Source organism: Pseudomonas sp. F220 (genome assembly GCF_057813935.1).
On the sequence record NZ_JBVASJ010000001.1, the window covers coordinates 113,951 to 138,543 of the forward strand.

Sequence of the window (24,593 nt, forward strand, 5' to 3'; positions counted from 1 at the left end):
CCGCTATCGCCTCAGGCAATCCACTTGCGGTCACCCGTAAAGCTGATGGTCAGCCAACGCGCTGAATCAGCCTTACCGAGCTTCTCCGAGATCTCTTCGCGGATCCGATCAAGCTGCCCTATACCGTCCAATCGATACTCCGTCGGCAGCACGATATGAATTTCGATGAACCGCGCCCGACCATGCTTTTGCACGTATGACACATAGTCATCGAAACCATGCTCGACTTTGGCCTCGTCCATCACCTGACGGACCTTGTCATCCAGTTGGTCAGGAGCAATCCCCAGCACGTCGCGCAAAGCCGGCGTGAGGATTTTGAATGCCGGCGCCAGCATGCTCAGGGCTAACAGAATCAGGATCATCGGGTCGACGTAGACCGCCCACTCGGCGTAGCCCTGATGTTTGAGCAGCAATGCGGTGAGAAAGCTCACCAGCAAGCCGACCGAGAGCATCGCGTCCACCAACCAACTGATGTTGTCGAACTGGATCAGCGATGATTTCAGGCTGCGATTACGGTGGCGAACATAGAAGAAATACGCGAACTCAACGACGGTAAACACCGCCGCGTAGATGATCACCAGCCCCAACTCGATCTCGCGCCCACCATTGATAACGCCGAACACGCCGTTGAGAAATGCGTAGATCGCAATCAGCAGCAAGAAACTGCCCTCGATCAACAACACCATGGGCTCCAGGTGCCAGAAGCCGAACTGGAAACGCTGGTTACTCTCCTTGGCGATCAACTTGGCGGTGATCAGCATCAGGACTTTGATGAAGGTTGCGATCAAAGAGAAAAACCCATCAAACAGGATGGATTGGGAACCAGAAATAAAGCCGGTGACAATCCCGGCGATCGCCACAGCGAGCATCAGTGCGGTCGATTGTTTGAGCAGCGCCTGCTCACCTCGGTTACTCAAAAAGCCTCCCATCAATCCTTATGCCGTGTATTGCCTGTTCCGGCCCCATCGCGAGCAAGCTCGGCTCCTACAGGTCACGCGTCGTTCGCATCATCGCGACACGACACAATCCTGTAGGAGCCGAGCTTGCTCGCGATGGCCGTTACCCGGTACTACTTCTTGCCACCAGTACGCTCAATGGTGAAACCGCCCCAGGTCTGGCTCACCGGCATCAGCTCCAGGCTGTTGATGTTGATGTGCGCCGGAGCGTTGAGGACCCAGAAGATGGTATCGGCGATGTCCTGCGGCTGGATCGGTTCGGCACCGGCGTAGGTGGCATCGTAGCGGGCCTGGTCACCGGCAAAACGCACCAAAGAGAACTCGCTCTCGCACAGGCCGGGCTCGATGTTGCTGACCCGCACGCCGGTACCTTGCAGGTCGCAGCGCAGGTTCAACGAGAACTGTTTGACGAAGGCTTTGGTCGCGCCGTAGACGTGGCTACCCGGGTACGGATAGTTACCGGCGATGGAGCCCAGGTTGATGATCCCGGCGCCGCGGCCGTGAGCGATCAGCCGTGGCAGCAACAGGCGAGTGCTGTACATCAGTCCTTTGATATTGGTATCGACCATGGTGTCCCAATCGTCCAGATCGCACTTGGGTGCTGGATCAACGCCCAAGGCCAGGCCTGCGTTGTTGATCAGCCCGCGCAGTTTGGCGAAGGACGGCGGCAGGTTGGCAATCGCGTCCTCCATGGCCTTGCGATCACGCACGTCGAGCACCAGGCCATGGACCTCGGTCTGCTTCGACAACTCGGCGCACAAGGCGTTGAGGCGCTCTTCACGACGGCCCGTCAGCACCAGTTTCCAACCGGCCTCGGCAAAACGACGGGCGCAGGCTTCACCAAAACCGGAGGTCGCGCCGGTAATAAACAGGGTGTTGGACATCGTGTTCTCCTTGCTGGGCCTGAATCAGCCATCATTGAATAAAAGTCGCCTTGCAGCATGCCCGGCTGGCGTCGTAGCGGCAACCGGGTCTTATCCGATCGCGTCACTGGGTAAGCGCACACTGGATCTGCGAGAAGCTACCACCACTGAGCGTGACGATAGTGGCGCTGGTTTTTTCAATCTCGCTGGGCGGTGTCAGGTGCAGTTCCTTGATTGCATTTTGCTGGTTCTCCCAGAGAATTTTCTTGTAACTCACGTAACCCGTGGCTTCACCGCCGCCGGTGACCATCCGTATCGAGCTGCCGCCGGGGCGATAATAAAGGGTGGTACTGGCACCCGTGCAGACGTAGACGTTGTCCTTTTTCGGCGTAGGTATAAGACCGCCGGACAGACCGCCAATCAAGCTGTACAGCAGCCCGCTGATCAAGAAAATCCCACCGAGCCCCGCCAGCACCGTCACTAACCCACTGTAGGCGCCGAATATTCGACCTGGCGGCCGGGGCGACAGGTCGACCGCCTCGGCGGCACAGGCCTCCAGCGCAGGTGCTATGGGTTGCGATTGGGGGTCAGTCACGGCAACCTCGCACGCGACTACCTGCGGCGCAACCGGCTCACTGAGCGGGCTGTCAGGCTCGACCTGCTGCACTGGCGAGGGCATGGGCCGCAGCCTGGGTGCAGGCTGCGGCAGCCGTGCGCGCTGGCGACGGATGATGCGCGCCTGGACCAGCACAAAGGTCGCACACAGCAGCGGCACCATCTGATTGAGCGCAGGCGATTGGCTGTTGACCCAGCCGACGACGACCGGATCAGAGACCGCGATATCCCCCGCGACATAACCCAGCAATGCACCGCCGATCGAGACCAGAAACGGCTGACGCTGAAGCAGACGGGTGATCTGCAGGCTGCCGAACATCAACAGCGGCACACTCAATAGCAACCCCAGCACCAGATAGAAGACACTGCCCTGAGCCACGGCCGCCAGCCCGACCACATTGTCCATGCTCATGATCAGGTCTGCGGTCAACACGGTCACTACCGCGCCACTCAGCGTCGACAGTGAGCTGTCCGCCAGATGGCCCTCCTCGTCCGACTCCTCTGCGGTCAATAGCCGAATCGCGATCACCAGCAACAGCACCGCGCCGGCCAGCTTTAGCCAGGGCACCAACAGCAGCCAGCCGGCCAGCGTGGTCAGCAGCACCCGCAGGACAATAGCGCCACCGGTGCCGATCATCACTGCCCGTCTCACCTGCTGCTGCGGGAGCCCGCGACAGGCCAGAGCAATCACCAACGCGTTGTCGCCTGACAGTATCAGGTCCAGCAGGAACACCTGAAAAGTCATGCCCAGCGCGTGCAGCGCACCTTCAAATAACATGGAGTGGTTTCCCGACAAGAGAATGCGTCATGGGAACATCATCCCAGCGAACCGCTCAGCCCGGCGTACAGTCCGAGCGCCGAGGTCAGCGTGAAAATGACAGCGACAGCCAGCGCGTAATGCCCGCGCAAACGATGTACAGGCGGCAGGGCGCTACGCGCCAGCAAGAACAAAAACAGCAACATGAATGGAATCAACAACGCATTGAGCACCCCGACCGCAATCGACAGCCGGATCAGGTTGACGCCGGACGCCACCAGCAGTGCCCCGGCGATCAACAATACGGCGAAGGGGCCGTAGAACCACGGTGCATCCAGCGGATGTTGCTCCAGCGAGTGATGCACCCCAAGCGCCTCACCCACTGCCCAGACGGCGCTCAGGCACACCACAATAGTTGCCACCAGCGCGCCGCCGGACAGCCCGATAGCGAACACCAGCTTGCCCCAGGTCGGCCCGATCAGTGCACCAAAGGCTTCACCAATCTGGGCGATGTTGTCCAGACCAGCACCATGGCCGCCCAGTGTTGCTGCAGCGGCGATGACGATGGCGGCGGTCAGCACCTGACAAAACACCGTACCGACCAGCGTATCGATCCGCGCCAGCCGCAGATGATCCGGATTCAAGCCTTTATCGATCAACGCCGACTGCTGGTAGAACACCGTCCATGGCATCACGCTGGTGCCGAGGTTAGCCGCCACCAGGTACAGATAATCATGGTCGTCGAGCGGCATCTGTGTGACGTCGTGCAGAATCTGCCGCAAATCGGGTTGCGCGTTGAATGCCATCACCAAAAACGCCAGGCCGAACAGGCCAACAGCAAGGGTTACGCGCTCGACCGAGCGGTAGGAGCCGGTCAGCACCATGCCGAGGATAAACACCACCAGCGTCAGCAAAATAAGCCAGGCCGGAATGCCGAACAGGCTGCCCGCGCCCACCAGACCGCTCATCTGGGTAAGCAGCGCGCCAAAACAGCTGAGCAGCAACACCACGGCGGAGATCATCGCCAGCCCCCGCCCAAAGCGCTGGCGCACCAGTTCGACATAACCTTTGCCGGTGCACAACCCCAGTCGCACCGTCAGTTCCTGAGCCATGAACATCAACGGAACTAACAGGAACTGTAGCAACAACAAGCGATAGCCCCACTGCGCACCGCTCTGCGCAGCAGTCACCACGCTGCCGGCCTCGGTGTCAGCCATCATCACCACCAGCCCCGGCCCCATAGCCGCAAGCAAGCGGGTCAGGCGTTGCCTGAACGCTCTGTGGTCTGCTGGAAGGTCGCTCATGGCTATCGCTACTTGGCGCTGGTCGCTGCCGGCCCGGTGCGAAATTGCTTGAGAAACTCGGCGTCCGGCGTCAACACCAGCATGGGCTGGCTGTCGGCCAGTGACTGACGGTAGGTCTGCAGCGAGCGGTACAACTTATAGAACTCAGGGTCCTTGCTGAAGGCCGCCGAGAGAATCTGGTTGGCATCGGCATCCGCTTCACCATGGGTGATCGCCGACTGGCGTTGGACCTCGGACAACAGCACCGTGCGATCGCGGTCGGCCTTGGCCTGGATCTGCTGCGCCCATTCAAAACCTTGTGCGCGTAGCTCCTTGGCTTCGCGTTGACGCTCCGATTTCATCCGGTCGTAGATCGCCTGGCTGGCCTCCAGCGGTAGGTCGGCACGGTGCAGGCGCACTTCAGTCACCTCGATGCCGAGCGCCCGGGCCTTGTCCGCAACGTCCTTCTCGATGGTCGCAACTTCCTCCTGGCGGGCCGGCGACAACAACGAGCGCAGCGAGATCTCGCCCAGCTTACGCCGTAGCGAGGAGCTGACCATTTGCGTCAGTTGTGCATTGGCTTGATCCAGAGTCCCCACAGTCTGATAAAACCTTAGCGGATCACTGATGCGAAAGCGGGTGTAAGTCTCGACTTCAATGCGCTTCTGGTCGCCCAGAATCACCTGCTCGGCAGGGGACGCGAGGGTTTGCAGGCGGCTGTCGTAGAACACCAGCGAATCGCTGAACGGCACTTTGAACTTCAGCCCTGGCTCCCCGGCCACACCCATGGGCGCACCAAAACGGATAATCAGCGCCTGTTGCGATTCGTCGACCACATACATTGATGCGGCCAATGCCCAGAGCGCAGCAGCGCCCAGTGCCACGGCCAGCCATTTGAGCTTGAGGTTCATGGTCGGGCCTCCTTCTGCACAGGTTTTCCCTGATCGCTCAGCGGCATATAAGGCACCACACCGGACATGCCCTTCCCAGAGGAGTCAATGATGACCCTGGAGGCTTTTTTCAGGACTTCGTCCATGCTTTCCATGTAAAGACGCCAGGCGGTGACGTCCCTGGATTGCACATAGCTGTTGTAGACCGAGAGAAAACGTTTGGCCTCCCCCTCAGCCAGGTTGCCGACTTGGGCCTTGTAGGCCTCGGCATCCTGAGTGATGCGCGCCGCATCGCCGCGAGCCCGGGGAATCACGTCGTTGGCATAGGCTTCGGCTTCGTTGCGCGCGCGCTCCTGGTCGGCGCGAGCACGCTGCACGTCGTTGAAGGCGTCGATCACCTGCGGCGGCGGGTCGACCCGCTGCAACTGCACCTGGGTGATAAGGATCCCGGCCTGCTCGCGGTCCAGCAGCTGTTGCAACAGGTCGCGGGTTTCATCGGCAATTTGTGCACGCTTGTCGGACATCACCGACTGAATCGGCGTGCGCCCGATGACTTCGCGCAGGGCACTTTCGGCTGCGATCTTCACCGACCGCTCCGGGTCACTGATTTTGAACAGGTAGAATCGCGCGTCCTTGATCCGCCAGAACACCGTGCAATCAGCCTCGACGATGTTCTCATCGCCGGTCAGCATTTGCTTGTCGCGCGAGCCATTATTGGCGGAGGTCAGTGCGCTGCCGCCGCTGCCCAACTGCAGTTGATTGACCTGGGTGATTTTGGGCAGCAGTACGGTTTCAATGGGATAGGGCAAGTGATAATGCAGCCCTGATTCAGCGGTCTGCTGCCAGCGGCCGAAGCGCAGCACGATACCTTGCTCGTCCGGCTGAACCTTGTAGATGCCGGAGGTGATCCAGGCCAGCAAGATCAGCCCGCCGATCAGCATCAGGCCGCGCCCTCCGAGGTCCAGCACAGCCACGTTGTAGGTGATTCGCTCGCGCAGCCTGGCCATCGGGCTGGCAGGCTCGACAGGAACAAAAGCGGGACTATCGGTCATGCAGTTGCTCCAAGTCGTCAAATGACGAACGCCCATATGGAGGCGCCAAGGCGCGCAGAGTACCTGAACCCAAAATCACAATAATGAAGATTGTGTCATGTCAGCTGTACAAAAAACGACCAGACACGCCAGCGTCATGTCCACCGCGGCTTGCAGCCAACTGCACGCATCTTATCCACAGGCCCGTCCACAGTCTTTGGGGGCAAGTGCAAAATGCTCAAAGCCACTATCCACAGGGCCTGTAGCGCGAGCCTGCAAGTTTTTTGCTTGACCTGCAGAGCGCCACATGTAGCAGTTTCGAATCCGCGTAACCATACCGTCATCAGGACGATGGCGCCAAGCCAGTAACTACGCCGCCTTGCCGAGTCTTTCCAGAGTTTAACCACAGACTTATCCACAGGCTGCCCCACGCCTTTTTGACCCTTTTCCTGTGACAATAAAAAGATTGACAACACCCATTCAAAGCCACGTAAAAACGCCTGATCAAAAAACAACCACCTCACTGCAAGCCACGCCAATCAAGGCTTACAGCCAGCTACTCCCACGTTACCCACAGCCAGCTCCACAGCAAACGGGGACAAGTCAAAACCGTGATAAAACAACTATTTGCAGCGGCTTTATGTCGCGTTTTAACAGGTTGTGAAATTTGTTTTCCACAATTTGCCGGTGCACGATCTTCAGGGGGAAAAGCAAAAACAAGATCAACAGATCGCAGCCTGCGGCAGCGCCTATGGATGGCTGTCATACACGCAAAAAAACGCCCTGACGGATAACCCGTCAGGGCGCTTTTATTACGACAGTTGCTTAGTGACCGCCGAGATAAGCGTTGCGCACCTCTTCGTTGACCAACAACTCCTCGCCGGTGCCGGTCAAGCGGATTTTACCGTTGACCATCACGTACGCCCGATCCGACAACTTCAGCGCATGGTTGGCGTTCTGCTCCACCAGGAAGATAGTCATCCCGGAGGCTGCCAGTTCACGCAGGGTATGGAAGATCTGCTTTACGATGATCGGCGCCAGCCCCAGCGACGGTTCATCGAGCAGCAGCAACTTGGGTCGACTCATGAGTGCCCGAGCGATAGCCAGCATTTGCTGTTCGCCGCCGGACATGGTCATGGCGCGCTGATTGCGACGCTCCTTGAGTCGCGGAAACATCTCGAACATGCGCTGCATGTCTTCCGTGGCGAACTGGTCGCCGATGGGGATGGTGCCCATCAACAGGTTTTCCTCGACGGTCATGTCGGGGAACACCCGCCGCCCTTCCGGCGACTGCGCAATGCCGTTGGAGGCGATGTAGTGCGAGGACTTGTGCGTGATGTCGACGCCGCGATAGATGATCTGCCCACTGCTGGCCCGCGGCTGACCGAAGATCGACATCAACAGCGTCGACTTGCCGGCACCGTTGGAGCCGATCAGGCTGACGGTTTCACCTTCGTTGATGTGCAACGATACTTTTTTCAGCGCCTGGATCGGTCCGTAAAACACTTCGATCTCTTTTAGTTCGAGGATCGGTTCGCTCATACCAATTCCTCTTCATCAGCACCCAGGTACGCAGCAATCACTTTCGGATCGTTGCGGATCTGGTCCGGACCACCTTCGGCAATCACGTTGCCGTGATCAAGTACCACGATGTAATCGGAAATACTCATGACCATGCCCATGTCGTGCTCGATCAGCACCACGGTCAGGTCGTGTTCGTCGCGCAGTAACCGAATCATCTTGCTCAGGGCTTCGGTTTCCTGCGGGTTGAGGCCGGCAGCCGGTTCGTCCAGGCAAATGATCTGCGGCCGTGTGCACATGGCCCGGGCAATTTCCAGACGCCGTTGTTGGCCGTAGGACAGTTCCCCGGCCAAACGGTTGGCGCAATCCACCAGGTCCACCACTTCCAGCCAATAGAACGCATGGTCCAGTGCGTCGCTTTCGGCTTTGCGGTAACCCTTGGTGTTGAGAATCCCCGCCACCAGGTTGCGATTGACCCACATATGCTGGGCCACTAAGAGGTTTTCCAATACCGACATTTCCCGGAACAGACGAATGTTCTGGAACGTCCGCGCCAGACCCGCACGATTGATCAGGTGCGTGCCGCCGAACATCTTGTAGAACAGACGGCTGCCAAAGGCTTTTGGCGAGACGAAATCGGTCGCCTTGAACGGCTCACCCAGCAGCTTGATCACATTGGTGTTGGTGCCACGGCTGTTGAGCTGGATGCGGCCGCCCGTGGCCTTGTAGAAGCCGGTCAGGCAGTTGAACACCGTGGTCTTGCCCGCACCGTTGGGGCCGATCAGGGCAGAAATCGAATTGCGTTTGATCTTCAGGCTGACGTCACTCAGGGCTTTGATCCCCCCAAAGTGCATCATCAGATTCTCGACCGAGAGAATGACATCGTCGTTCATGGCGCCACTCCTTTACGCGGGGTCACACCGGTACGGCTGATACGAATCAGACCACGCGGTTTCCAGATCATCATCAGTACCATGAGGATGCCGAACAGCAACACTCGGTATTCCGCGAAGCTGCGCAACAGTTCCGGGGCGACAGTCAGCACGAACGCGGCGATCACCACTCCGACGGTAGACCCCATGCCGCCGAGCACGACGATGGCGAGGATCAAGGCCGACTCGAAGAACGAGAACGAGGTCGGGTTGACGAAACCTTGATAGCTGGCGAAAAACACACCGGCCAGACCGGCAGTGGAAGCCCCCAGAGTAAAGGCCGACAGCTTGACCAGTACATGATTGAGACCCATGGCGCGGCAAGCGATTTCATCTTCGCGCAAGGCCTCCCAGGCACGACCGACGGGCATGCGAGTCAGGCGATGCTTGATGTACAGCACCAGCATCACGACGAGGAACAGCACGCCATAGATGAGCATGAACTTTACGTTCGGGTTGTATTCAGTCCCGAAAAATTGATGGAAGGGTATCCCGCCATCCTTCGCCACACGCCCGAACTCAATACCGAAAACCGACGGTGATGGCACCGGCATACCGTTCGGCCCGCCCGTGAAGGACAGCCAGTTGGTCAGTATCAGGCGAATGATTTCACCGAAGCCCAGGGTCACGATGGCCAGGTAGTCGCCGTGCATGCGCAACACGGGAAAGCCGAGTATGCATCCGGCCATCGCCGCCATGAGTGCCGACAGCGGCAACATGGTCCAGAAGCCCAGGCCAAGGTAGTGATAACCCAGTGCCAGGCCATAAGCGCCGATGGCGTAGAACGCCACGTAGCCCAAGTCGAGCAGACCCGCCAGACCGACCACGATGTTCAGGCCAAGGCCCAGCAACACGTAGATCAAGCCCAGGATCACCACCGTCAGCAGGTACTTGTCGGCGAAGATCGGAAACACGATAGCGATCACGATCAAACCCGGGATGATCAAGCGCAGCCGCGACTTGTAATCAGGCGGCAGCACATGCACGCCTGAGCCGGTGACTTCGAAGCTTTGCTGGACCTTCACGCCCGTGGCGGTCTGCATGAACAGGCTCAAGACAAAACGCCCGATCATCACCGCCCCGACCATCCAGGCCACACGCGTCGGCTGCAGGTTGTAGCTATAACCTTCAAGCACTACGCCCACGATCGGGCCGAAGACAATCAGGGCAATCAACCCAGCCAGAACGGTGTCGATCAGACTTTTTTTGACGTCGATAGGTTTGTTATTAGTTGCTGACATACTTACACCTTCGCCACGAGTGGGCGACCCAACAGGCCTTGAGGACGGAAAATCAGGATCAGTACCAGCAGCGAGAAGCTGAAGACGTCCTTATAGTCAGAGTTGATCACGCCGGAAAACAGCGACTCGGAGATGCCGAGAATGATCCCGCCGAGCATGGCGCCAGGCAGCGAACCAATCCCGCCGAGCACCGCAGCGGTGAAGGCTTTTATGCCGATCACGAAGCCTGCGTAGAAATCGAAGGTGCCGTAGTTCACCGTGATCAAGACACCGGCCAGCGCAGCCATGGCGGCACCGATGATGAACACGTAGGAGATCACCCGGTCGGTATTTATCCCGAGGATCGAGGCCATCTTGCGGTCTTGTTGGGTCGCACGACACATGCGCCCCAACTTGGTGTATTTGATGATGTAGGTCAGCAGGGCCATCCCGACAAACGCGGCGACCAGAATAAAGATCTTGGTGTAGGTGATCTGCACAAAACCAGTACCAATATCGAATCTCAGCCCACCGCTCAGCAGCGTAGGAATACCCTGTTGCCGTGAACCCTGAGCAATCTGTGCGTAGTTCTGCAGGATCAGAGAAACGCCGATAGCACTGATCAGCGGTGCCAGTCGGGTGGAGTTGCGCAGCGGTTTGTAAGCGATGCGTTCGATGACCCAGCCATACACACCGGTCACGAAGACAGTGAACAGCAGGGTGCCCAGGATCAACAACGGAAAGGATTCGATACCGAAGTAGGACAGTAGAGCCAGGCTGATCGCCGCGAGGTACGCGGAAATCATATAAACCTCGCCGTGGGCGAAGTTGATCATACCGATGATGCCGTAGACCATTGTGTAGCCGATGGCGATCAGGCCGTAGACTGACCCGAGAGTCAGACCATTGATAACTTGTTGCAGGAAAATACCGTCCATCATGCACTCTCACTAACTTGAGAGGCCATCGCGAACCCGGTGTCGATGAGCCCTTGTGAGGCGCACCTGGCCGGGTTCATGTGGCTCAGAAGAAAAATACCGGGTCGGCACGTTTGCAGAACCCATGACCAAAGCCGGGCCTGCGCCCCACGACGTGTATCGAGGGACCCAAGCCTGGCGATGCGTTTATCTCACTTCTGTTTTTCCAACTGGTGGTATTTGCCCGCAGCATCCCACTGGTAAACCACGTAGTCAGAGATTTTCAGGTCGCCCTTGCCATCCCATTCCTTCTTGCCCATCACGGTTTCCACCGGGTGCTCTTTCAGCCATTTGCTGGCTTCTTCACCTTTGTTCGACTTGGCACCGTTGAAGCCGGCAGCCAGGGCTTGCACCGAGGCGTAGGCATACAGGGTGTAGCCTTCAGGCTCGTAACCGGACTTGCGGAAGGTTTCTACAACAGCCTTGCTGTCTGGAATCAGACGCGGGTCAGCACCAAAGGTCATGTACACACCGTCGACGTACGGAGCACCACCGGCAGTAGTCACCATTTCGTCAGTCACGATGCCGTCATCGGACATGAACTTGACGTCTTTCAGACCTTGCTCACGCAGTTGGTGAACCAGTGGGCCGGCTTCCGGGTGCAGGCCGCCGAAGTAAAGGACATCAGCCCCTACCGAACGGACTTTGGTGATCGTGGCGCTGAAATCTTTCTCGCCACGAGTCAGACCCTCTTCAAGAACCGGCTTCACGCCACGTGCGGTCAACTGCTTGGAAGTCGCGTCCGCCAGGCCCTTCCCGTAGGTGTCCTTGTCGTTGATGACGGCAACTTTCTTGCCTTTCAGGACGTCGACGATGTAGTTACCCGCGACGATACCTTGCTGGTCATCACGCCCGCACATACGCAACATGGCGGGCAGGCCGCGCTCGGTGACCGCAGGGTTGGTAGAACCCGGAGTGATTGCGATGATGCCTGCGTCGGAGTAGACCTCAGAAGCAGGGATAGTCGACGACGAGCAGAAGTGCCCGACAACGCCAATAACCTTGTCCTGCACCATTTTGTTCGCGACAGCCACAGCCTGTTTCGGCTCGCAAGCGTCATCGCCCTGGACCAGTACAATTTTTTCGCCGTTGATGCCGCCCTTGGCGTTGATTGCATCCGCCGCAGCTTGCGCGCCTTTCATGTATTGCAAGCCGAAGGAAGCGCTAGGACCGGTCATCGGGCCCGCTACACCAATTTTGACATCAGCCTGAACAAACGAAGAAACACCCAATGCAGTAGCAACTGCCATTGCCAGAAAACCTTTCCTGTAAAACGTCTGCGACATGTGATGGTGCTCCTGAGGTTTTTTAGTTAGCACAGCAACTTCAGCGGAAGCTTTGATTCAGCTACAAGCGCAGAGCAAGTGGCGTGCCATTGGTTTTTTATTCTGAAAAAAGTCGCTCTTTTATTGTTATATCGACTGTTTTGAGCCCATTTTCATTGGGCGTGCAACCGTCTAAACCGCGAGAGGTAAAACCTTTATTTTTAAAAGGCGCAACCAGCAAGTGCCATCATTGCAACCAAGACACTTAATGATGTGCAACTACCCTGTAACAGCCTGCGTCACCGAAGTGCACACTTACGGTGCGAGACTGCTACAACCCGCACCACTACAGGCTAGCCGCTTCGCTGAAAAGCGCCGCATCCAACAACACATTTCGACAATCAGATAACGATCCGCAGGCACTGGCCTGCGTGATACAGGGAGAAGCCCGCCTCGTACAAACAGCTGCGCAACCCAACCCCGGCCAGTGGTTGCATGGGCGCGAAGGGAATCGGCAACGCTTGAGGATTTCCATTACACAGGTAATCGGCGAAGGCTTTGCCGACCACGGTGCCGGTGGTCACGCCGCGACCGTTGTAGCCAGTGACTGCCACTAAACCGGGCGCTGGTTCAAACAAACGCATCAAATGATCGGGCGTAAAGGCGATGCAACCGGTCCAGGTGTATTCCCATTCCACTGGTTTGAGGTAAGGGAAGTAGTGCTGCTGAACCCGATCGGCCCAGGATTTCAGGAACCAGGTCGGCTTCTGATTGCCATTACCCAGGCTGCCGAGCAAAAGACGCCCATCGGCATCCCGACGAATACTGCTCAGTACCTGACGGGTATCCCAGGAGCCCTGGCCGCCGGGCAAAATCTGTTGCGCCGCTTCTTCGGTCAGTGGTTTTGAGGCCACTTGATAGTAATAACCGGGGAAGAAGTTACGTCGCAGTTCTGTCCAATCGCCTTCCGTGTAGGCATTGGAGGCGATGACGACTTTCTCGGCCAGCACCGAACCCTGCGCCGTCTGCACCGACCAGCGTTGGCCTTGACGTTCCAGTCGAGTGACCGGCGAATGGTCGAATAACTGACCGCCCAAACCGACCGCAGCCTTGGCCAGACCAGAGGTGTAGGCCATCGGGTTCAAGGTGCCCGCTCGCCGGTCGAGCAAGGCTGCGGCAATTTTTTTTGTGCCCGTGGCGGCTTCGCAGGCCGCACCGGTCAACAACTCCACCGGAGCACCGCGACGTTTCCATTGCTCCTCGCGACTGCGCAGGTCTGCTTCGCCACGGGCGTTGTGGGCCATGTGCAGCGTGCCCTCGCGACGCAGCTGGCAGTCGATGTTGTATTTGTCGATCAGGCTGAACACCAATGATGGCGCCGCGCCGAGCATGCGATTGAGCTGGCTGCCAACCGCCTTGCCGAAACCCGCTTCGATTTCGTCCGGAGGAATCCACATCCCGGCATTCACCAGCCCGACATTGCGCCCCGAACCGCCATGGCCGGCGCGATGGGCCTCCAGCACACAGACGCTTTTGCCCTGCTCAAGCAAATGCACCGCCGCCGACAAACCGGTGAAACCTGCGCCGATCACGCAGACATCCACCGTCACCTCGCCTTTGAGCGCGGCATTGTCAGGCCTTTGCGGCGTCAGTTTTTCCCACAGACATTCTTCGCGTAACGGCATTGCCAGACTCCGAAAATGAAACCTAACCACCACACAATTCAGTGTGGGAGCGAGCCTGCTCGCGATGACGGCGGCACATCCAGCATTGATGTGACTGACAGACCGCTATCGCGAGCAGGCTCGCTCCCACAGGGGATATCCGTTTGACTCAAGATTTAGTCAAACGTAATCCCCTGGGCCAACGGCAACTCCAGCGAGTAGTTGACGGTGTTGGTCTGGCGGCGCATGTAACCGCGCCATGCATCGGAGCCGGACTCACGGCCGCCACCGGTTTCTTTCTCGCCGCCAAAGGCGCCGCCGATTTCCGCGCCGCTCGGGCCGATGTTGACGTTGGCGATGCCGCAGTCGCTGCCCACCGCCGACATGAACTGCTCAGCCTCACGTACGTCAGTGGTGAAGATGCACGACGACAGACCTTGTGGCACCGCATTGTTCAAACGCAATGCTTCGGCGAAATCCTTGTAACCGACCACGTACAGAATCGGCGCGAAGGTTTCAGTGCAGACCACATCGCTCTGCTCCGGCATCTCGACGATCGCGGGCGACACGTAGTAGGCGTTGGGGAATTTGTCTTCCAGTTGGCGTTTGCCACCAAACACCCGGCCGCCTTCGCTCAGTGCCTGCTCCAGCGCGTCCTGCATGTTCTCGAAGCTGTGTTTGTCGATCAGCGGACCGACCAGATTGCCTTCCAGCGGATGACCGATGCGCACTTTGGAATAAGCGGCTTTGAGGCGGGTAACGATCTCTTCCTTGACCGATTCGTGAGCGATCAAGCGACGCAGCGTGGTGCAACGCTGACCGGCGGTACCGACTGCGCTGAACAGAATCGCCCGCACGGCCATGTCGAGGTCGGCGCTTGGGCCGAGGATCATCGCGTTGTTGCCACCCAGTTCAAGAATACTGCGGGCGAAACGCGCGGCGATTTTCGGTGCCACCTCGCGGCCCATGCGGGTACTGCCTGTGGCGCTGATCAACGCTACACGCGGGTCGTCGACCAACGCTTCACCGGCATCGCGACCGCCGATGATCACTTGGCTCAGGTACTCAGGTGCATCACTGAAATTCTTCAGCACACGCTCGAACAGCGCCTGGCAAGCCAGTGCGGTCAACGGGGTTTTCTCCGACGGTTTCCAGATCACCGCGTTGCCGCAGACCAGCGCCAGCGTGGTGTTCCAGGCCCAGACCGCGACCGGGAAGTTGAACGCGCTGATCACCCCGATCACCCCCAGCGGATGCCAGGTTTCGCGCATGTGGTGGCCAGGACGCTCGGAAGCGATAGTCAAACCGTACAGCTGACGAGACAGGCCGACAGCGAAGTCGCAGATGTCGATCATTTCCTGCACTTCACCCAGACCTTCCTGAGTGATCTTGCCGGCTTCCCAGGACACCAGCTCACCGAGGTCTGCCTTGTATTCGCGCAAAATATCGCCCAACTGGCGCACCAACTCGCCACGGCGCGGCGCCGGGACTTTACGCCAGAGCTCGAACGCATGCTCTGCGCGACTGACCTGCTGCTCGACTTGCGCGGCACCTTCCCAGTTCACAGAGGCGATACGGCTGCCGTCGATCGGCGTATGCACGGGCTGTTTACCGGATTGATACAGGGCCGGATTTACACCAAGACGATCAAGCAATGCGGCAACCATAGGTCACTCCTTAAGCATGAAAAACAGAAATTTCGTAGCCGGTAAACGCGACTATTCAGACCTGTAGTTGTAGCCGGACTGAGACTTGCCAACAAACGACGTTTAGGCGAGATATCATTCCGTTTATTCATGCTGCAACGGCACAGCAGCGCTGAGACAAGAATAAGGGCCCACCCATGCTGAATAAACGCTACCTGCCATCGATCACCGCGTTGCAGTGCTTCGAGGCGGTCACCCGTCACTTGAGCTTCACCCGCGCCGCTGAAGAGCTGAACCTGACCCAAAGCGCGGTCAGCAAACAGGTCGCGCAGTTGGAGGAATTGCTCCAGCACCTGCTGTTCCGTCGTGTTCGCCGACGCCTGCAAATGACCCCGGCCGGGGATCTGTACCTGGTTGAAGTGCGCAAAATCCTCACCCAGGTAGAGATGTCGACCCATTACCTGCGCTCCTACGGCGGCGAAACAGAAGTGCTGCGGGTCTCGACGCCCTCGACCTTCGGTGCGCGCTGGCTGGTACCGCGGCTCAAGGGCTGGCGCCTGCGCCATCCGCATATCCATCTGGACCTGTGCAACGAACAGGAAGCCGACGATTTGCTGCAAGGCCGCAGCGACCTGGCCTTCTACTTTGGCCAGGGCTCGCGACCCGGCACCGAGAGCCTGAAGTTGTTCGGCGAAGAGCTTGTGCCTGTGTGCGCGCCGAGCAGCCTGCCAGACAAACCGTTCACTGATCCGACGCAACTCAGCGAACTGGTGCTGCTGCAAAATGCCTCCCGGCCCCAGGCCTGGCACGACTGGTTCGACAGCCAGGGCTACCATACCGAACACAGCTATCACGGCCCGCGTTTCGAAACCTTTTACATGTGCATCCGCGCCGCCCAGGTCGGCTGTGGCGTGGCGCTGTTGCCACGGTTTCTGGTGGAAGAAGAACTGGCCGACGGCAAATTGGTGATCCCGTGGCAATACGCGATGCCCAGCAACGACGCCTATTACCTGGCCTACCCGGAGCATTCGGCGGAAGTGCCCAAGGTCCGGGATTTTGTGAAGTGGATGCTGGAGCAGCTCGATAGCCCGGATGCCCCGCAAATTTGAAGCTTCCCATAATCCCTGTGGGAGCGGGCTTGCTCGCGAAGGGGCCGGCACATTCAACATTAATGTTGGCTGGAATTACGCCTTCGCGAGCAAGCCCGCTCCCACAGGAATCTGCTGCGGTCTAAAAAATCACTGGCAATACCCACCACCGATATGCGCCACTAGCCCCATTCATTGAAATAGCTGAACGGTCGCGGCCTAAAGCAGCGACCCGTCTGGAGATTCCCGTTATGAGCGAGAGTGTGTTTGCCGATCGCATCGTGCAGAACCTGCTCGACACCGACTTCTACAAACTGACCATGATGCAGGCGGTGCTGCACAACTACCCCAACGTTGAAGTCGAATGGGAGTTCCGCTGCCGTAACAGCGAGGATCTGCGCCCGTATCTGGCGGAGATTCGTTTTCAGATCGAGCGTCTAGCCGAATTGAGCCTGAGCGCCGATCAACTGAGTTTTCTGGAACACATCAGCTTCATGAAGCCGGATTTTTTGCGCTTTCTCGGGCTGTTCCGCTTCAACCTGCGCTACGTCCACACGGGCATCGAAAACGGCGAGTTGTTCATCCGCCTGCGCGGTCCGTGGCTGCATGTCATCCTCTTCGAAGTGCCGCTGCTGGCGATCGTCAGCGAAGTGCGTAACCGCTATCGCTACCGCGAGATCGTCATGGAGCAGGTCCGCGAGCAGCTGTACCGCAAGTTTGACTGGCTGACGGCCAACGCCAGCGCCGATGAACTGGCGCACCTGCAAGTGGCCGACTTCGGCACCCGCCGGCGCTTCTCCTACCGGGTCCAGGAAGAAGTGGTCAACGTGCTCAAGCACGATTTTCCCGGGCGATTCGTCGGCACCAGCAACGTGCACCTGTCTCGCGAACTGGACATGAAGCCGCTGGGCACCATGGCCCACGAATGGATCATGGCCCACCAGCAACTCGGCCCACGGCTGATCGACAGCCAGATCGCTGCGCTCGATTGCTGGGTCCGCGAGTACCGCGGCCTGCTGGGGATCGCCCTGACCGATTGCATCACCACCGATGCCTTCCTGAGCGATTTCGATCTGTACTTCGCCAAGCTGTTCGACGGCCTGCGCCACGACTCCGGTGACCCGATCCTCTGGGCTGAAAAAGCCATCGCTCACTACCACAAGCTGGGCATCGAGCCGATGAGCAAGACGTTGGTGTTCTCCGACAGCCTGACGCTGCCCAAGTCCCTGGAGATATTTCGCGCGCTGCGGGGTCGGATCAATGTCAGCTTTGGCATAGGCACCAACCTGACGTGCGATATTCCCGGTGTCGAGCCGATGAACATCGTGCTTAAAATGAACGCCTGCAATGGCGAGCCCGTCGCGAAGATCTCCGATGAAGCGGGCAAGACCCATTGCACGGATCCAAACTTCGTCGCTTACTTGCGCCACGTTTTCAAAGTACCTGCCGCCCTATTTGGCACATCAAGCAAGGAGTGAATCATGCAAGCCGTACAGCGTGAGATTGCTGAACAGCTCAAGGTCCAACCGCCCTTTACCGACCACGCCGCCCTCGAGGCGGAAATCGCCCGGCGGATTACCTTTATCCAGGACTGCCTGCTCAATTCCGGGCTCAAAACCCTGGTGCTGGGTATCAGTGGCGGTGTCGATTCCCTGACCGCTGGCCTGCTGGCCCAGCGGGCGATGGAACAACTGCGCGAGCAAACCGCGGACCCGCAGTACCGCTTTATCGCCGTGCGCCTGCCCTATGAAACCCAGTTCGATGAACACGACGCTCAGGCATCGGTGGACTTCATCGCACCGGACGAGCGCCACACCGTGAATATCGGCCCGGCGGTCAAGTCCCTGGCCAACGAAGTCGCGGCCTTTGAAGGCAAGCATGCGGTCTCGGTGGATTTCGTCCTGGGCAACACCAAGGCGCGGATGCGCATGGTCGCGCAGTACACCATCGCTGGCGCTGCTCATGGTCTGGTGATCGGGACTGACCACGCGGCGGAAGCGGTGATGGGCTTCTTCACCAAGTTCGGCGACGGCGCCTGCGATCTAGCGCCACTGAGCGGGCTGGTGAAAAATCAGGTTCGGGCCATCGCTCGACACTTCGGCGCCCCGGAGTGTCTGGTGGAGAAAATCCCGACCGCCGACCTGGAAGATCTATCGCCCGGCAAACCGGACGAAGCCTCCCACGGCGTGACTTATGCCGAGATCGATGCCTTCTTGCACGGCCAACCGGTGCGTGAAGAAGCGTTCAAAATCATCTGCGACACCTACAAGAAAACCCATCACAAGCGTGTGATGCCGTTCGCGCCGTAAACCACGGTAGGACGCAGGCGAAAAAAAGCCCACTGAAGAGTTAAACCTCAGTGGGCTTTTTCTTGGCTGAATCTTGCGTTGATCATTCAGCCGCCATCGCGAGCAAGCTCGCTCCTACAGGTTATGTATTGAACCATGTAGGAGCGAGCCTGCTCGCGATGAACGATAACTCGGTCTGAATGAAGCAGCCGATCACTTAAGGACAACAGCGCCTTTCATCATCGAGTTGTGACCCGGGAACGAGCAGAAGAACTGGTAGCTTTCGCCGGCGGTCAGTTTCGAGACGTCGAAGGTCACCGAGTCTTTCTCGCCAGCGCCAATGATCTTGGTGTGGGCGATGATGCGGGTGTCGCCTTCTTTCAGGTAGTTCTTGTCGATACCGGCGGCCATGCCGTCAGTGGCGATACCAGCCATGTCTGCGGTTTTGCTCAGTACCCAGTTATGGCCCATGACGTTTTTCGGCAAGCTGCCGGAATGCGCAAGGTTGACGGTGAAGGTCTTGCAGCTCTTGTCGATGGTGATTTCCTTGGTGTTGAAGGACATCTGATCGGTGGAGTCGACATCGACCTTACACTCGGCAGCCATCAATTGGCTGCTGGCCAGTGTCAGCAGGGAAACCGCAACGAGTTTGGCAAACATGGTGAATCTCCAAGGCAGGGTTAACAAAAAGGCATATAGAGTGAAGACTGCCTGAAATCCCGGCAAGTTCCTATGACCTGAATCAAGAAATTGTATACAACTTTCAGGCTATGACACTGATCGAAACAATCAACCAGCCAGACGCCCGGCACGGACCTATGATCAGGTCGTCATCACCTTCTGGAGCGTCTGTCATGCACCTTAGTAGCCTGTTTCGCAGTTTGCTTGCCGCTTACGCCTGCGGTGCCAGCGGCACCTACGAAAAGCCGCAACGCGAGGTTTAACACTTGGAGAGCCGTCCGCCAGCCATTACTCTGAGGTCGTCACTGACCACGGAGTAAGGCATGTCTTTAGCGTCTGTTTGTGTATTTTGTGGTGCCAGTACCGGCACTAATCCGGTTTACCGTGAAGCCGCCGTTGCCTTGGGGCGCGAGCTGGCCAAGCGCAAGCTGACCCTGGTCTATGGCGGCGGCGCGGTCGGCTTGATGGGGATCGTCGCCGACGCTGCACTGGCGGGGGGCGGTGAAGTGATCGGGATCATTCCAGAAAGCCTGAAGAACTCGGAAATCGGCCACGAAGGCCTGACCCGCCTGGAAGTCGTCGACGGCATGCATGCGCGCAAGGCCCGTATGGCTGAGTTGAGCGACGCCTTTATCGCTCTGCCTGGCGGTTTGGGCACCCTGGAAGAGGTGTTTGAAGTCTGGACCTGGGGTCAGTTGGGCTACCACGGCAAGCCGCTGGGGCTGCTGGAAGTAAACGGCTTTTACGAGAAACTCACCGGTTTTCTTGATCATGTCGTCGGCGAAGGCTTCGTTCGCGACCATCACCGTGCCATGCTGCAAGTGAGCGAATCGCCGCAGCATTTGCTGGACGCGCTGGATGCCTGGAAACCTTTGGTACCGCCAAAATGGCCCGGACAAAAACCCAGCTAACCCTTGCACCCTGTTTAAAGGCAGAATACGCGCCGCTCAACCTCACCTTCGACCCCAGAGGATCGCCCATGGCTAAACCTAATTACTCGTTCGCCAAACGTCAGAGAGACTTGGCTAAAGAGCAGAAGAAAGAGGAAAAGCTTCAACGCAAGAAAGCTACAGCTGAAGAAGAAGCAGCTGCACTGAACCCGGATGCAGAAGGCGAAGTGGTTGCTGATGATGTTGAAGCACCGAAAGATCAGGCTCCTGAAGCCTGAGTCCCTCCGGGCCCGATGATCTGATCAGGCCCACCGGATCTGTGTCCAGGGTCAGCAGTTACGCTGCTGACCCTCACAGTCCCACAATCGAATTGCACAAATCCCCGAAGCAGAAAACCATCCGGCATTGATCGCCCGCGAACCTTGTGGCGAGGGCGCTTGCACCCGCTCGGCTGCGTAGCAGTCGTGGAATGCCAAACCGTGTTTTTACTGTAAGAGTCGGAGTGACTGATTTTGCGACCGCTTCGCGCTCGATCGCGGGCAAGCCTCGCTCCTACAGAGGCGGTGCAATACCAGTAGGAGCGAGGCTTGCCCGCGAAGGCGGCTGCACAATCACTACAAGTGCCGACTGGCGTCACGCCTCTAAAGGCATCACCGTCACCCGCACCTCCGGATCATGACTCCCTCCCCCCAGAATCACTCCCCTCAGAGGCGACACATCGGAAAAGTCCCGGCCCCAGGCCAGAGTGATGTGCTCCAGCGCTGGCTGCACATTGTTGGTCGGGTCAAAGTCGACCCAGCCCAGCACCGGACAAAACACCGAAACCCAGGCGTGGGACGCGTCCGCCCCGATCAGGCGCGGTTGGCCCGGCGGTGGCTGGGTCAGTAGGTAGCCGCTGATATAACGCGCCGCCAACCCACGGGAACGCACGCACGCGAGCATCAGGTGAGCAAAGTCCTGACACACCCCTCGCCGACGCTCCAGCACTTCCACCAGCGGCGTTGCAACCTGGGTGGCCTCGGCATCGAAGGTAAATTCGCTAAAGATCTTCTCCATCAACGCCTGAACCCCTAGCAATAAGGGCCGACCAAGAGGAAAGCAGCTCTCGGAAAACTCAACGAAGCTGCTCTTCAAATGCACGTAAGGCGACTCAAAGCGATAGCGACAGGCTTCCAGCAGCGCCGGTGAAATCGGCTGGCTGCTGTAGGTCAGCGCACTGCGGGTCGCGTCCCAGGCCAAAGACTGGTTGAAATTCAGTGCTGGCCTGGCCAACACCTCGACCGTCAGTCGGGCGTTGACCAGCAGTTCATCGTGGGGCCGCTCAAAGGCCAGGCGAGTCAACGGGTTGCCGAACACATCCAGCTCATCGCGCCGCGAGGTCGGCTCCGGGCTGATCAGCAGTTGCTGCTCGGTACAGCGCTGCCAGGCACAAGGTCGCGGCCATAAGTGAGCAAGCTGCTGGGCCAGTGAGACAGGGCTGTCGTAGTGATAATGGGTGTCGTGGAGAATCTGGTAATGGGCGCTCATCAGACAGACACCGTTTGCTGGCTGATATCATCAACGTGGGCGAAATGCCGCAGCGCCAAGCGGTCGGACACTTGCCCGCTGGCGTCGGCGACTTCTTGCAGCAGGTCCGCCAAGCCATCAAGGGCGGCGCGCACACTGGCCTCGCCGAACAGAGCGTTTTCCAGGCAGCTCAAGTCAAAGCACGCCAGGCGTTCCACCAGTCTGGGCAGTCCCACCTCGCCCGGCACGCCGAAGTCGTCGTTCAAACGCTTGAGGGTGCGTGCCACCAGCTTCAACTGAAACAGCACCGCGTGGGGATTCTGCTCATCGAGCAGCAACAGGTCGAGCACCGGAATCAACTGCGCCACCGCGAGGTAGCGCGAACGATAAGTGATGCTGCTGTTGCCCAATTCCAGCAGCCATTCCAGCCCAGCCTGATCAAAAGCTGCAGCACCGCGCAAGAATGCAGCGAGACTGCTACTGAGAAACTGCAGCCGCTCAAGTCGCCGACCGATCATCAAAAAACGCCAGCCTTCGTCGCGAGTCATGTCGTCCAGGGCAAAGCCGGACAGCGCCGCCAGCGACATCACCAAACGGTTGAGGAAATCCAGCAACTCGCCAAAATCCGGCTCTTCGGTTTCCAGCGCCATGGCTTCGCGTTGCAGTTCCACCAGCGCCTGCCAGTTCTCCCGCGAGAGTTTGCCGCGCACCTGGGAGGCCGCCCACTGCAAGCGCTGTAGATTGGAGCGCAGGCTGAACGCCCAGTCATCGCCGAGCAACGCTGCCAGCAGCCGCTCAGGCAATTCGCCTTCCTCCGGTAGCAGCATCAGGCTCTCACCCAGATCGACCGCCGCCTGCAATGCTTGCGGATCATCACCGTCGATATACCGCGCCAGCATGATCCGCAGCAGTCGGGCACTGTCGTCGCAACGCTCGCAATAACGGCCGAACCAGAACAGGTTCTCCACCACCCGCGAGGGCAAGTACGGATCTCGGCGCACCAGATCGTGCACGCCAATGGTCCGTTGGGTCTTCCATTGCTCGCCGTTCGGCGCGCGCTCACCCAGCACCCAAGTGTCCTTGCTCGCACCGCCGCGCTGCATCGACACCACCTCGGCATCAGCCTCGGCCGCCACCCGAGTCAAGCCGCCGGGCAGCACGCGATAACCGTCGTCACTGGCCACCGCATACACTCGCATGCCGATGGCACGCGGCTGCAACTGGCCGTCTTCAGCCTGCCAAATCGGCGCATGGGACAGCTGCGCCAATTCCTGCGCGACGTAGGCGTAAGGCCGGGCCTGCATGCGCTCGATCAAGGCCTGGCGCTGCTCGTCACTCAGATCGCGACCGAACACCGGAGCAAAACTTTGTGAGGGGAAGGCTGGTTTGATCAGCAGCTCCGGCATCTTTTCCAGCGCCTGAGCCAACACCGGCACCTCGCCACACCACCAGGTGGCAATCGACGGCAAGATCAATTCTTCGCCGAACAAAAATTGATTGATCCGTGGCAGAAACCCCAGCAATCCCGGCGACTCCAGCACCCCACTGCCCAAGGCATTGGCCACCAACACCCTACCCACGCGGACTGCCTCAAGCAGGCCCGGCACACCCAGGGCCGAGTCGGTGCGCAGCTCCAGCGGGTCGCAGAAGTCATCGTCGAGCCGGCGCATGATGGCGTGGACCCGACGCAGACCGCTCAGAGTCTTCAGGTAGACCGTGGCGTTGCGCACGGTCAAATCACCGCCCTCGACCAGTGGATAACCAAGCTGGCGCGCCAGATACAGATGTTCGAAATAACTCTCGTTGAAACGCCCCGGCGTCAGCAGCACCACCAACGGTGCTTCATCATCGCTCGGTGCCTGGCGAGCCAGGGTTTCCTGCAAGGTGCGGAAAAATCCGGCCAGATGCTGCACTTTCAGATCGCGGTACAGCTCTGGAAACGCTCGCGAGACGATGGTGCGGTTTTCCAGTGCATAACCGGCGCCGGATGGAGCTTGAGTCCGGTCAGCCGTCACCCACCAACGACCATCAGGGGCGCGCGCCAGATCCACGGCGTACAGATGCAGAAAGGCCCCGTCAGGTGGCTGAATGCCCTGGCAAGGCCACAGGAAATTGTTGTGACCGAACACCAGTTCGGCCGGCAGCAGCCCTTCGGCGATCAAACGTTGCGGGCCGTACAGATCCGCCAACACCGCATTGAGCAACCGCGCGCGCTGGGCTATCCCGGCGGCGAGTTGCTGCCACTCATCGGCGGCAATCACATGGGGCAGCAAATCCAGCTCCCACGGGCGATCAGCGCCCTTGGGGTCGGCGTAGACGTTGTAGGTCACGCCGTTTTCCTGGATCTGCCGAGCCAGCAGCGCCTGACGCTGCACCCGTTGCGCCGGGGTGCTGCGTTGCAATTGGTCGAACAGCCGACGCCAGTGCGGGCGCACCGCGCCGCTGTCGTCGAGCAATTCGTGATAAGTCCCCGCCGTCAGCGGGTAGCGGTCAAGCAGGTCAGGCATGGAAAACTCGGCA

The 24,593-nt window shown here is 58.9% G+C and carries 21 protein-coding genes; 5 read left to right on the top strand and 16 right to left on the bottom strand.

What is annotated here, in order from left to right; translation table 11 throughout:
- Positions 1-11: 11 nt before the first annotated feature.
- The 13 genes from ACZYSM_RS00535 to amaB form a co-directional block, all read right to left on the bottom strand.
- Positions 12-917 carry a cation diffusion facilitator family transporter gene (locus ACZYSM_RS00535; RefSeq protein ID WP_489067810.1) on the bottom strand — a complete coding sequence of 302 codons (906 nt, stop codon included), beginning with the start codon at positions 915-917 and terminating at the stop codon, positions 12-14.
- Positions 918-1,069: 152 nt separating this feature from the next.
- A complete protein-coding gene (locus ACZYSM_RS00540; RefSeq protein ID WP_489067812.1) occupies positions 1,070-1,840 on the bottom strand; it encodes an SDR family oxidoreductase in 771 nt (256 codons plus the stop codon).
- A gap of 103 nt (positions 1,841-1,943) precedes the next feature.
- Complete coding sequence (locus ACZYSM_RS00545; protein ID WP_489067814.1) at positions 1,944-3,212, bottom strand: TerC family protein; 1,269 nt, start codon at positions 3,210-3,212, stop codon at positions 1,944-1,946.
- 38 nt (positions 3,213-3,250) lie between these two features.
- The gene (locus tag ACZYSM_RS00550; RefSeq protein ID WP_489067816.1) at positions 3,251-4,495 is read right to left on the bottom strand and encodes an Nramp family divalent metal transporter; all 1,245 of its coding nucleotides are present in this window, start codon (positions 4,493-4,495) and stop codon (positions 3,251-3,253) included.
- Between the two features lie 8 nt (positions 4,496-4,503).
- Entirely contained in the window at positions 4,504-5,385 is an 882-nt protein-coding gene (gene hflC / locus ACZYSM_RS00555) for a protease modulator HflC (protein ID WP_489067818.1), read from the bottom strand.
- The gene (gene hflK, locus ACZYSM_RS00560; protein WP_489067820.1) at positions 5,382-6,416 is read right to left on the bottom strand and encodes an FtsH protease activity modulator HflK; all 1,035 of its coding nucleotides are present in this window, start codon (positions 6,414-6,416) and stop codon (positions 5,382-5,384) included. Before hflK ends, hflC begins: the two co-directional genes overlap by 4 nt.
- Positions 6,417-7,220: 804 nt before the next feature.
- On the bottom strand, positions 7,221-7,937 hold the full coding sequence (locus tag ACZYSM_RS00565; RefSeq protein ID WP_489067822.1) for an ABC transporter ATP-binding protein: 717 nt from the start codon (positions 7,935-7,937) through the stop codon (positions 7,221-7,223).
- Positions 7,934-8,809: an ABC transporter ATP-binding protein gene (locus ACZYSM_RS00570; protein WP_489067824.1), complete on the bottom strand. Its 876-nt coding sequence runs from the start codon at positions 8,807-8,809 to the stop codon at positions 7,934-7,936. The genes ACZYSM_RS00565 and ACZYSM_RS00570 overlap by 4 nt, the downstream gene beginning before the upstream one ends.
- Positions 8,806-10,089 carry a high-affinity branched-chain amino acid ABC transporter permease LivM gene (gene livM, locus ACZYSM_RS00575; RefSeq protein ID WP_489067826.1) on the bottom strand — a complete coding sequence of 428 codons (1,284 nt, stop codon included), beginning with the start codon at positions 10,087-10,089 and terminating at the stop codon, positions 8,806-8,808. Before livM ends, ACZYSM_RS00570 begins: the two co-directional genes overlap by 4 nt.
- A gap of 2 nt (positions 10,090-10,091) precedes the next feature.
- Positions 10,092-11,006 carry an ABC transporter permease subunit gene (locus tag ACZYSM_RS00580; RefSeq protein ID WP_489068267.1) on the bottom strand — a complete coding sequence of 305 codons (915 nt, stop codon included), beginning with the start codon at positions 11,004-11,006 and terminating at the stop codon, positions 10,092-10,094.
- A gap of 191 nt (positions 11,007-11,197) precedes the next feature.
- Positions 11,198-12,331: a branched-chain amino acid ABC transporter substrate-binding protein gene (locus tag ACZYSM_RS00585; protein WP_489067828.1), complete on the bottom strand. Its 1,134-nt coding sequence runs from the start codon at positions 12,329-12,331 to the stop codon at positions 11,198-11,200.
- Between the two features lie 380 nt (positions 12,332-12,711).
- Entirely contained in the window at positions 12,712-13,995 is a 1,284-nt protein-coding gene (gene amaA, locus ACZYSM_RS00590) for an L-pipecolate oxidase (RefSeq protein ID WP_489067830.1), read from the bottom strand.
- A 155-nt stretch (positions 13,996-14,150) separates the two neighbouring features.
- Positions 14,151-15,641, bottom strand: a complete 1,491-nt coding sequence (amaB, locus tag ACZYSM_RS00595) for an L-piperidine-6-carboxylate dehydrogenase (protein ID WP_489067832.1) — start codon at positions 15,639-15,641, stop codon at positions 14,151-14,153.
- A 176-nt stretch (positions 15,642-15,817) separates the two neighbouring features.
- Here amaB and ACZYSM_RS00600 point away from each other — a divergent pair, with 176 nt between their 5' ends.
- The 3 genes from ACZYSM_RS00600 to nadE all read left to right on the top strand — a co-directional run bounded on the left by ACZYSM_RS00600 (position 15,818) and on the right by nadE (position 19,017).
- Positions 15,818-16,729: a LysR family transcriptional regulator gene (locus ACZYSM_RS00600; RefSeq protein WP_489067834.1), complete on the top strand. Its 912-nt coding sequence runs from the start codon at positions 15,818-15,820 to the stop codon at positions 16,727-16,729.
- 230 nt (positions 16,730-16,959) lie between these two features.
- Positions 16,960-18,186, top strand: coding sequence for a nicotinate phosphoribosyltransferase (pncB, locus tag ACZYSM_RS00605; RefSeq protein ID WP_489067836.1), 1,227 nt, complete (start codon positions 16,960-16,962; stop codon positions 18,184-18,186).
- Between the two features lie 3 nt (positions 18,187-18,189).
- The gene (nadE, locus tag ACZYSM_RS00610; protein ID WP_489067838.1) at positions 18,190-19,017 is read left to right on the top strand and encodes an NAD(+) synthase; all 828 of its coding nucleotides are present in this window, start codon (positions 18,190-18,192) and stop codon (positions 19,015-19,017) included.
- Between the two features lie 192 nt (positions 19,018-19,209).
- Here the strand turns inward: nadE and azu are convergent, their stop codons facing one another.
- Entirely contained in the window at positions 19,210-19,656 is a 447-nt protein-coding gene (gene azu, locus ACZYSM_RS00615; RefSeq protein WP_489067840.1) for an azurin, read from the bottom strand.
- Between the two features lie 344 nt (positions 19,657-20,000).
- Here azu and ACZYSM_RS00620 point away from each other — a divergent pair, with 344 nt between their 5' ends.
- Positions 20,001-20,588: a cytokinin riboside 5'-monophosphate phosphoribohydrolase gene (locus ACZYSM_RS00620; protein ID WP_489067842.1), complete on the top strand. Its 588-nt coding sequence runs from the start codon at positions 20,001-20,003 to the stop codon at positions 20,586-20,588.
- Between the two features lie 68 nt (positions 20,589-20,656).
- Positions 20,657-20,845, top strand: a complete 189-nt coding sequence (locus ACZYSM_RS00625) for a hypothetical protein (RefSeq protein WP_489067844.1) — start codon at positions 20,657-20,659, stop codon at positions 20,843-20,845.
- Positions 20,846-21,200: 355 nt separating this feature from the next.
- Here the strand turns inward: ACZYSM_RS00625 and ACZYSM_RS00630 are convergent, their stop codons facing one another.
- Both ACZYSM_RS00630 and ACZYSM_RS00635 read right to left on the bottom strand, forming a co-directional pair.
- On the bottom strand, positions 21,201-22,094 hold the full coding sequence (locus ACZYSM_RS00630) for a transglutaminase family protein (protein ID WP_489067846.1): 894 nt from the start codon (positions 22,092-22,094) through the stop codon (positions 21,201-21,203).
- Positions 22,094-24,580: a circularly permuted type 2 ATP-grasp protein gene (locus ACZYSM_RS00635; protein WP_489067848.1), complete on the bottom strand. Its 2,487-nt coding sequence runs from the start codon at positions 24,578-24,580 to the stop codon at positions 22,094-22,096. The genes ACZYSM_RS00630 and ACZYSM_RS00635 overlap by 1 nt, the downstream gene beginning before the upstream one ends.
- Positions 24,581-24,593 lie beyond the last annotated feature (13 nt).

Excerpts from the sequence above, each read along its gene's own strand:
- ACZYSM_RS00540 (WP_489067812.1), bottom strand. The coding sequence starts at position 1,840 with ATGTCCAACACCCTGTTTATTACCGGCGCGACCTCCGGTTTTGGTGAA.
- ACZYSM_RS00545 (WP_489067814.1), bottom strand. The coding sequence starts at position 3,212 with ATGTTATTTGAAGGTGCGCTGCACGCGCTGGGCATGACTTTTCAGGTG.
- ACZYSM_RS00550 (WP_489067816.1), bottom strand. The coding sequence starts at position 4,495 with ATGAGCGACCTTCCAGCAGACCACAGAGCGTTCAGGCAACGCCTGACC.
- hflC (WP_489067818.1), bottom strand. The coding sequence starts at position 5,385 with ATGAACCTCAAGCTCAAATGGCTGGCCGTGGCACTGGGCGCTGCTGCG.
- hflK (WP_489067820.1), bottom strand. The coding sequence starts at position 6,416 with ATGACCGATAGTCCCGCTTTTGTTCCTGTCGAGCCTGCCAGCCCGATG.
- ACZYSM_RS00565 (WP_489067822.1), bottom strand. The coding sequence starts at position 7,937 with ATGAGCGAACCGATCCTCGAACTAAAAGAGATCGAAGTGTTTTACGGA.
- ACZYSM_RS00570 (WP_489067824.1), bottom strand. The coding sequence starts at position 8,809 with ATGAACGACGATGTCATTCTCTCGGTCGAGAATCTGATGATGCACTTT.
- livM (WP_489067826.1), bottom strand. The coding sequence starts at position 10,089 with ATGTCAGCAACTAATAACAAACCTATCGACGTCAAAAAAAGTCTGATC.
- ACZYSM_RS00580 (WP_489068267.1), bottom strand. The coding sequence starts at position 11,006 with ATGGACGGTATTTTCCTGCAACAAGTTATCAATGGTCTGACTCTCGGG.
- ACZYSM_RS00585 (WP_489067828.1), bottom strand. The coding sequence starts at position 12,331 with ATGTCGCAGACGTTTTACAGGAAAGGTTTTCTGGCAATGGCAGTTGCT.
- amaA (WP_489067830.1), bottom strand. The coding sequence starts at position 13,995 with ATGCCGTTACGCGAAGAATGTCTGTGGGAAAAACTGACGCCGCAAAGG.
- amaB (WP_489067832.1), bottom strand. The coding sequence starts at position 15,641 with ATGGTTGCCGCATTGCTTGATCGTCTTGGTGTAAATCCGGCCCTGTAT.
- ACZYSM_RS00600 (WP_489067834.1), top strand. The coding sequence starts at position 15,818 with ATGCTGAATAAACGCTACCTGCCATCGATCACCGCGTTGCAGTGCTTC.
- pncB (WP_489067836.1), top strand. The coding sequence starts at position 16,960 with ATGAGCGAGAGTGTGTTTGCCGATCGCATCGTGCAGAACCTGCTCGAC.
- nadE (WP_489067838.1), top strand. The coding sequence starts at position 18,190 with ATGCAAGCCGTACAGCGTGAGATTGCTGAACAGCTCAAGGTCCAACCG.
- azu (WP_489067840.1), bottom strand. The coding sequence starts at position 19,656 with ATGTTTGCCAAACTCGTTGCGGTTTCCCTGCTGACACTGGCCAGCAGC.
- ACZYSM_RS00620 (WP_489067842.1), top strand. The coding sequence starts at position 20,001 with ATGTCTTTAGCGTCTGTTTGTGTATTTTGTGGTGCCAGTACCGGCACT.
- ACZYSM_RS00625 (WP_489067844.1), top strand. The coding sequence starts at position 20,657 with ATGGCTAAACCTAATTACTCGTTCGCCAAACGTCAGAGAGACTTGGCT.
- ACZYSM_RS00630 (WP_489067846.1), bottom strand. The coding sequence starts at position 22,094 with ATGAGCGCCCATTACCAGATTCTCCACGACACCCATTATCACTACGAC.
- ACZYSM_RS00635 (WP_489067848.1), bottom strand. The coding sequence starts at position 24,580 with ATGCCTGACCTGCTTGACCGCTACCCGCTGACGGCGGGGACTTATCAC.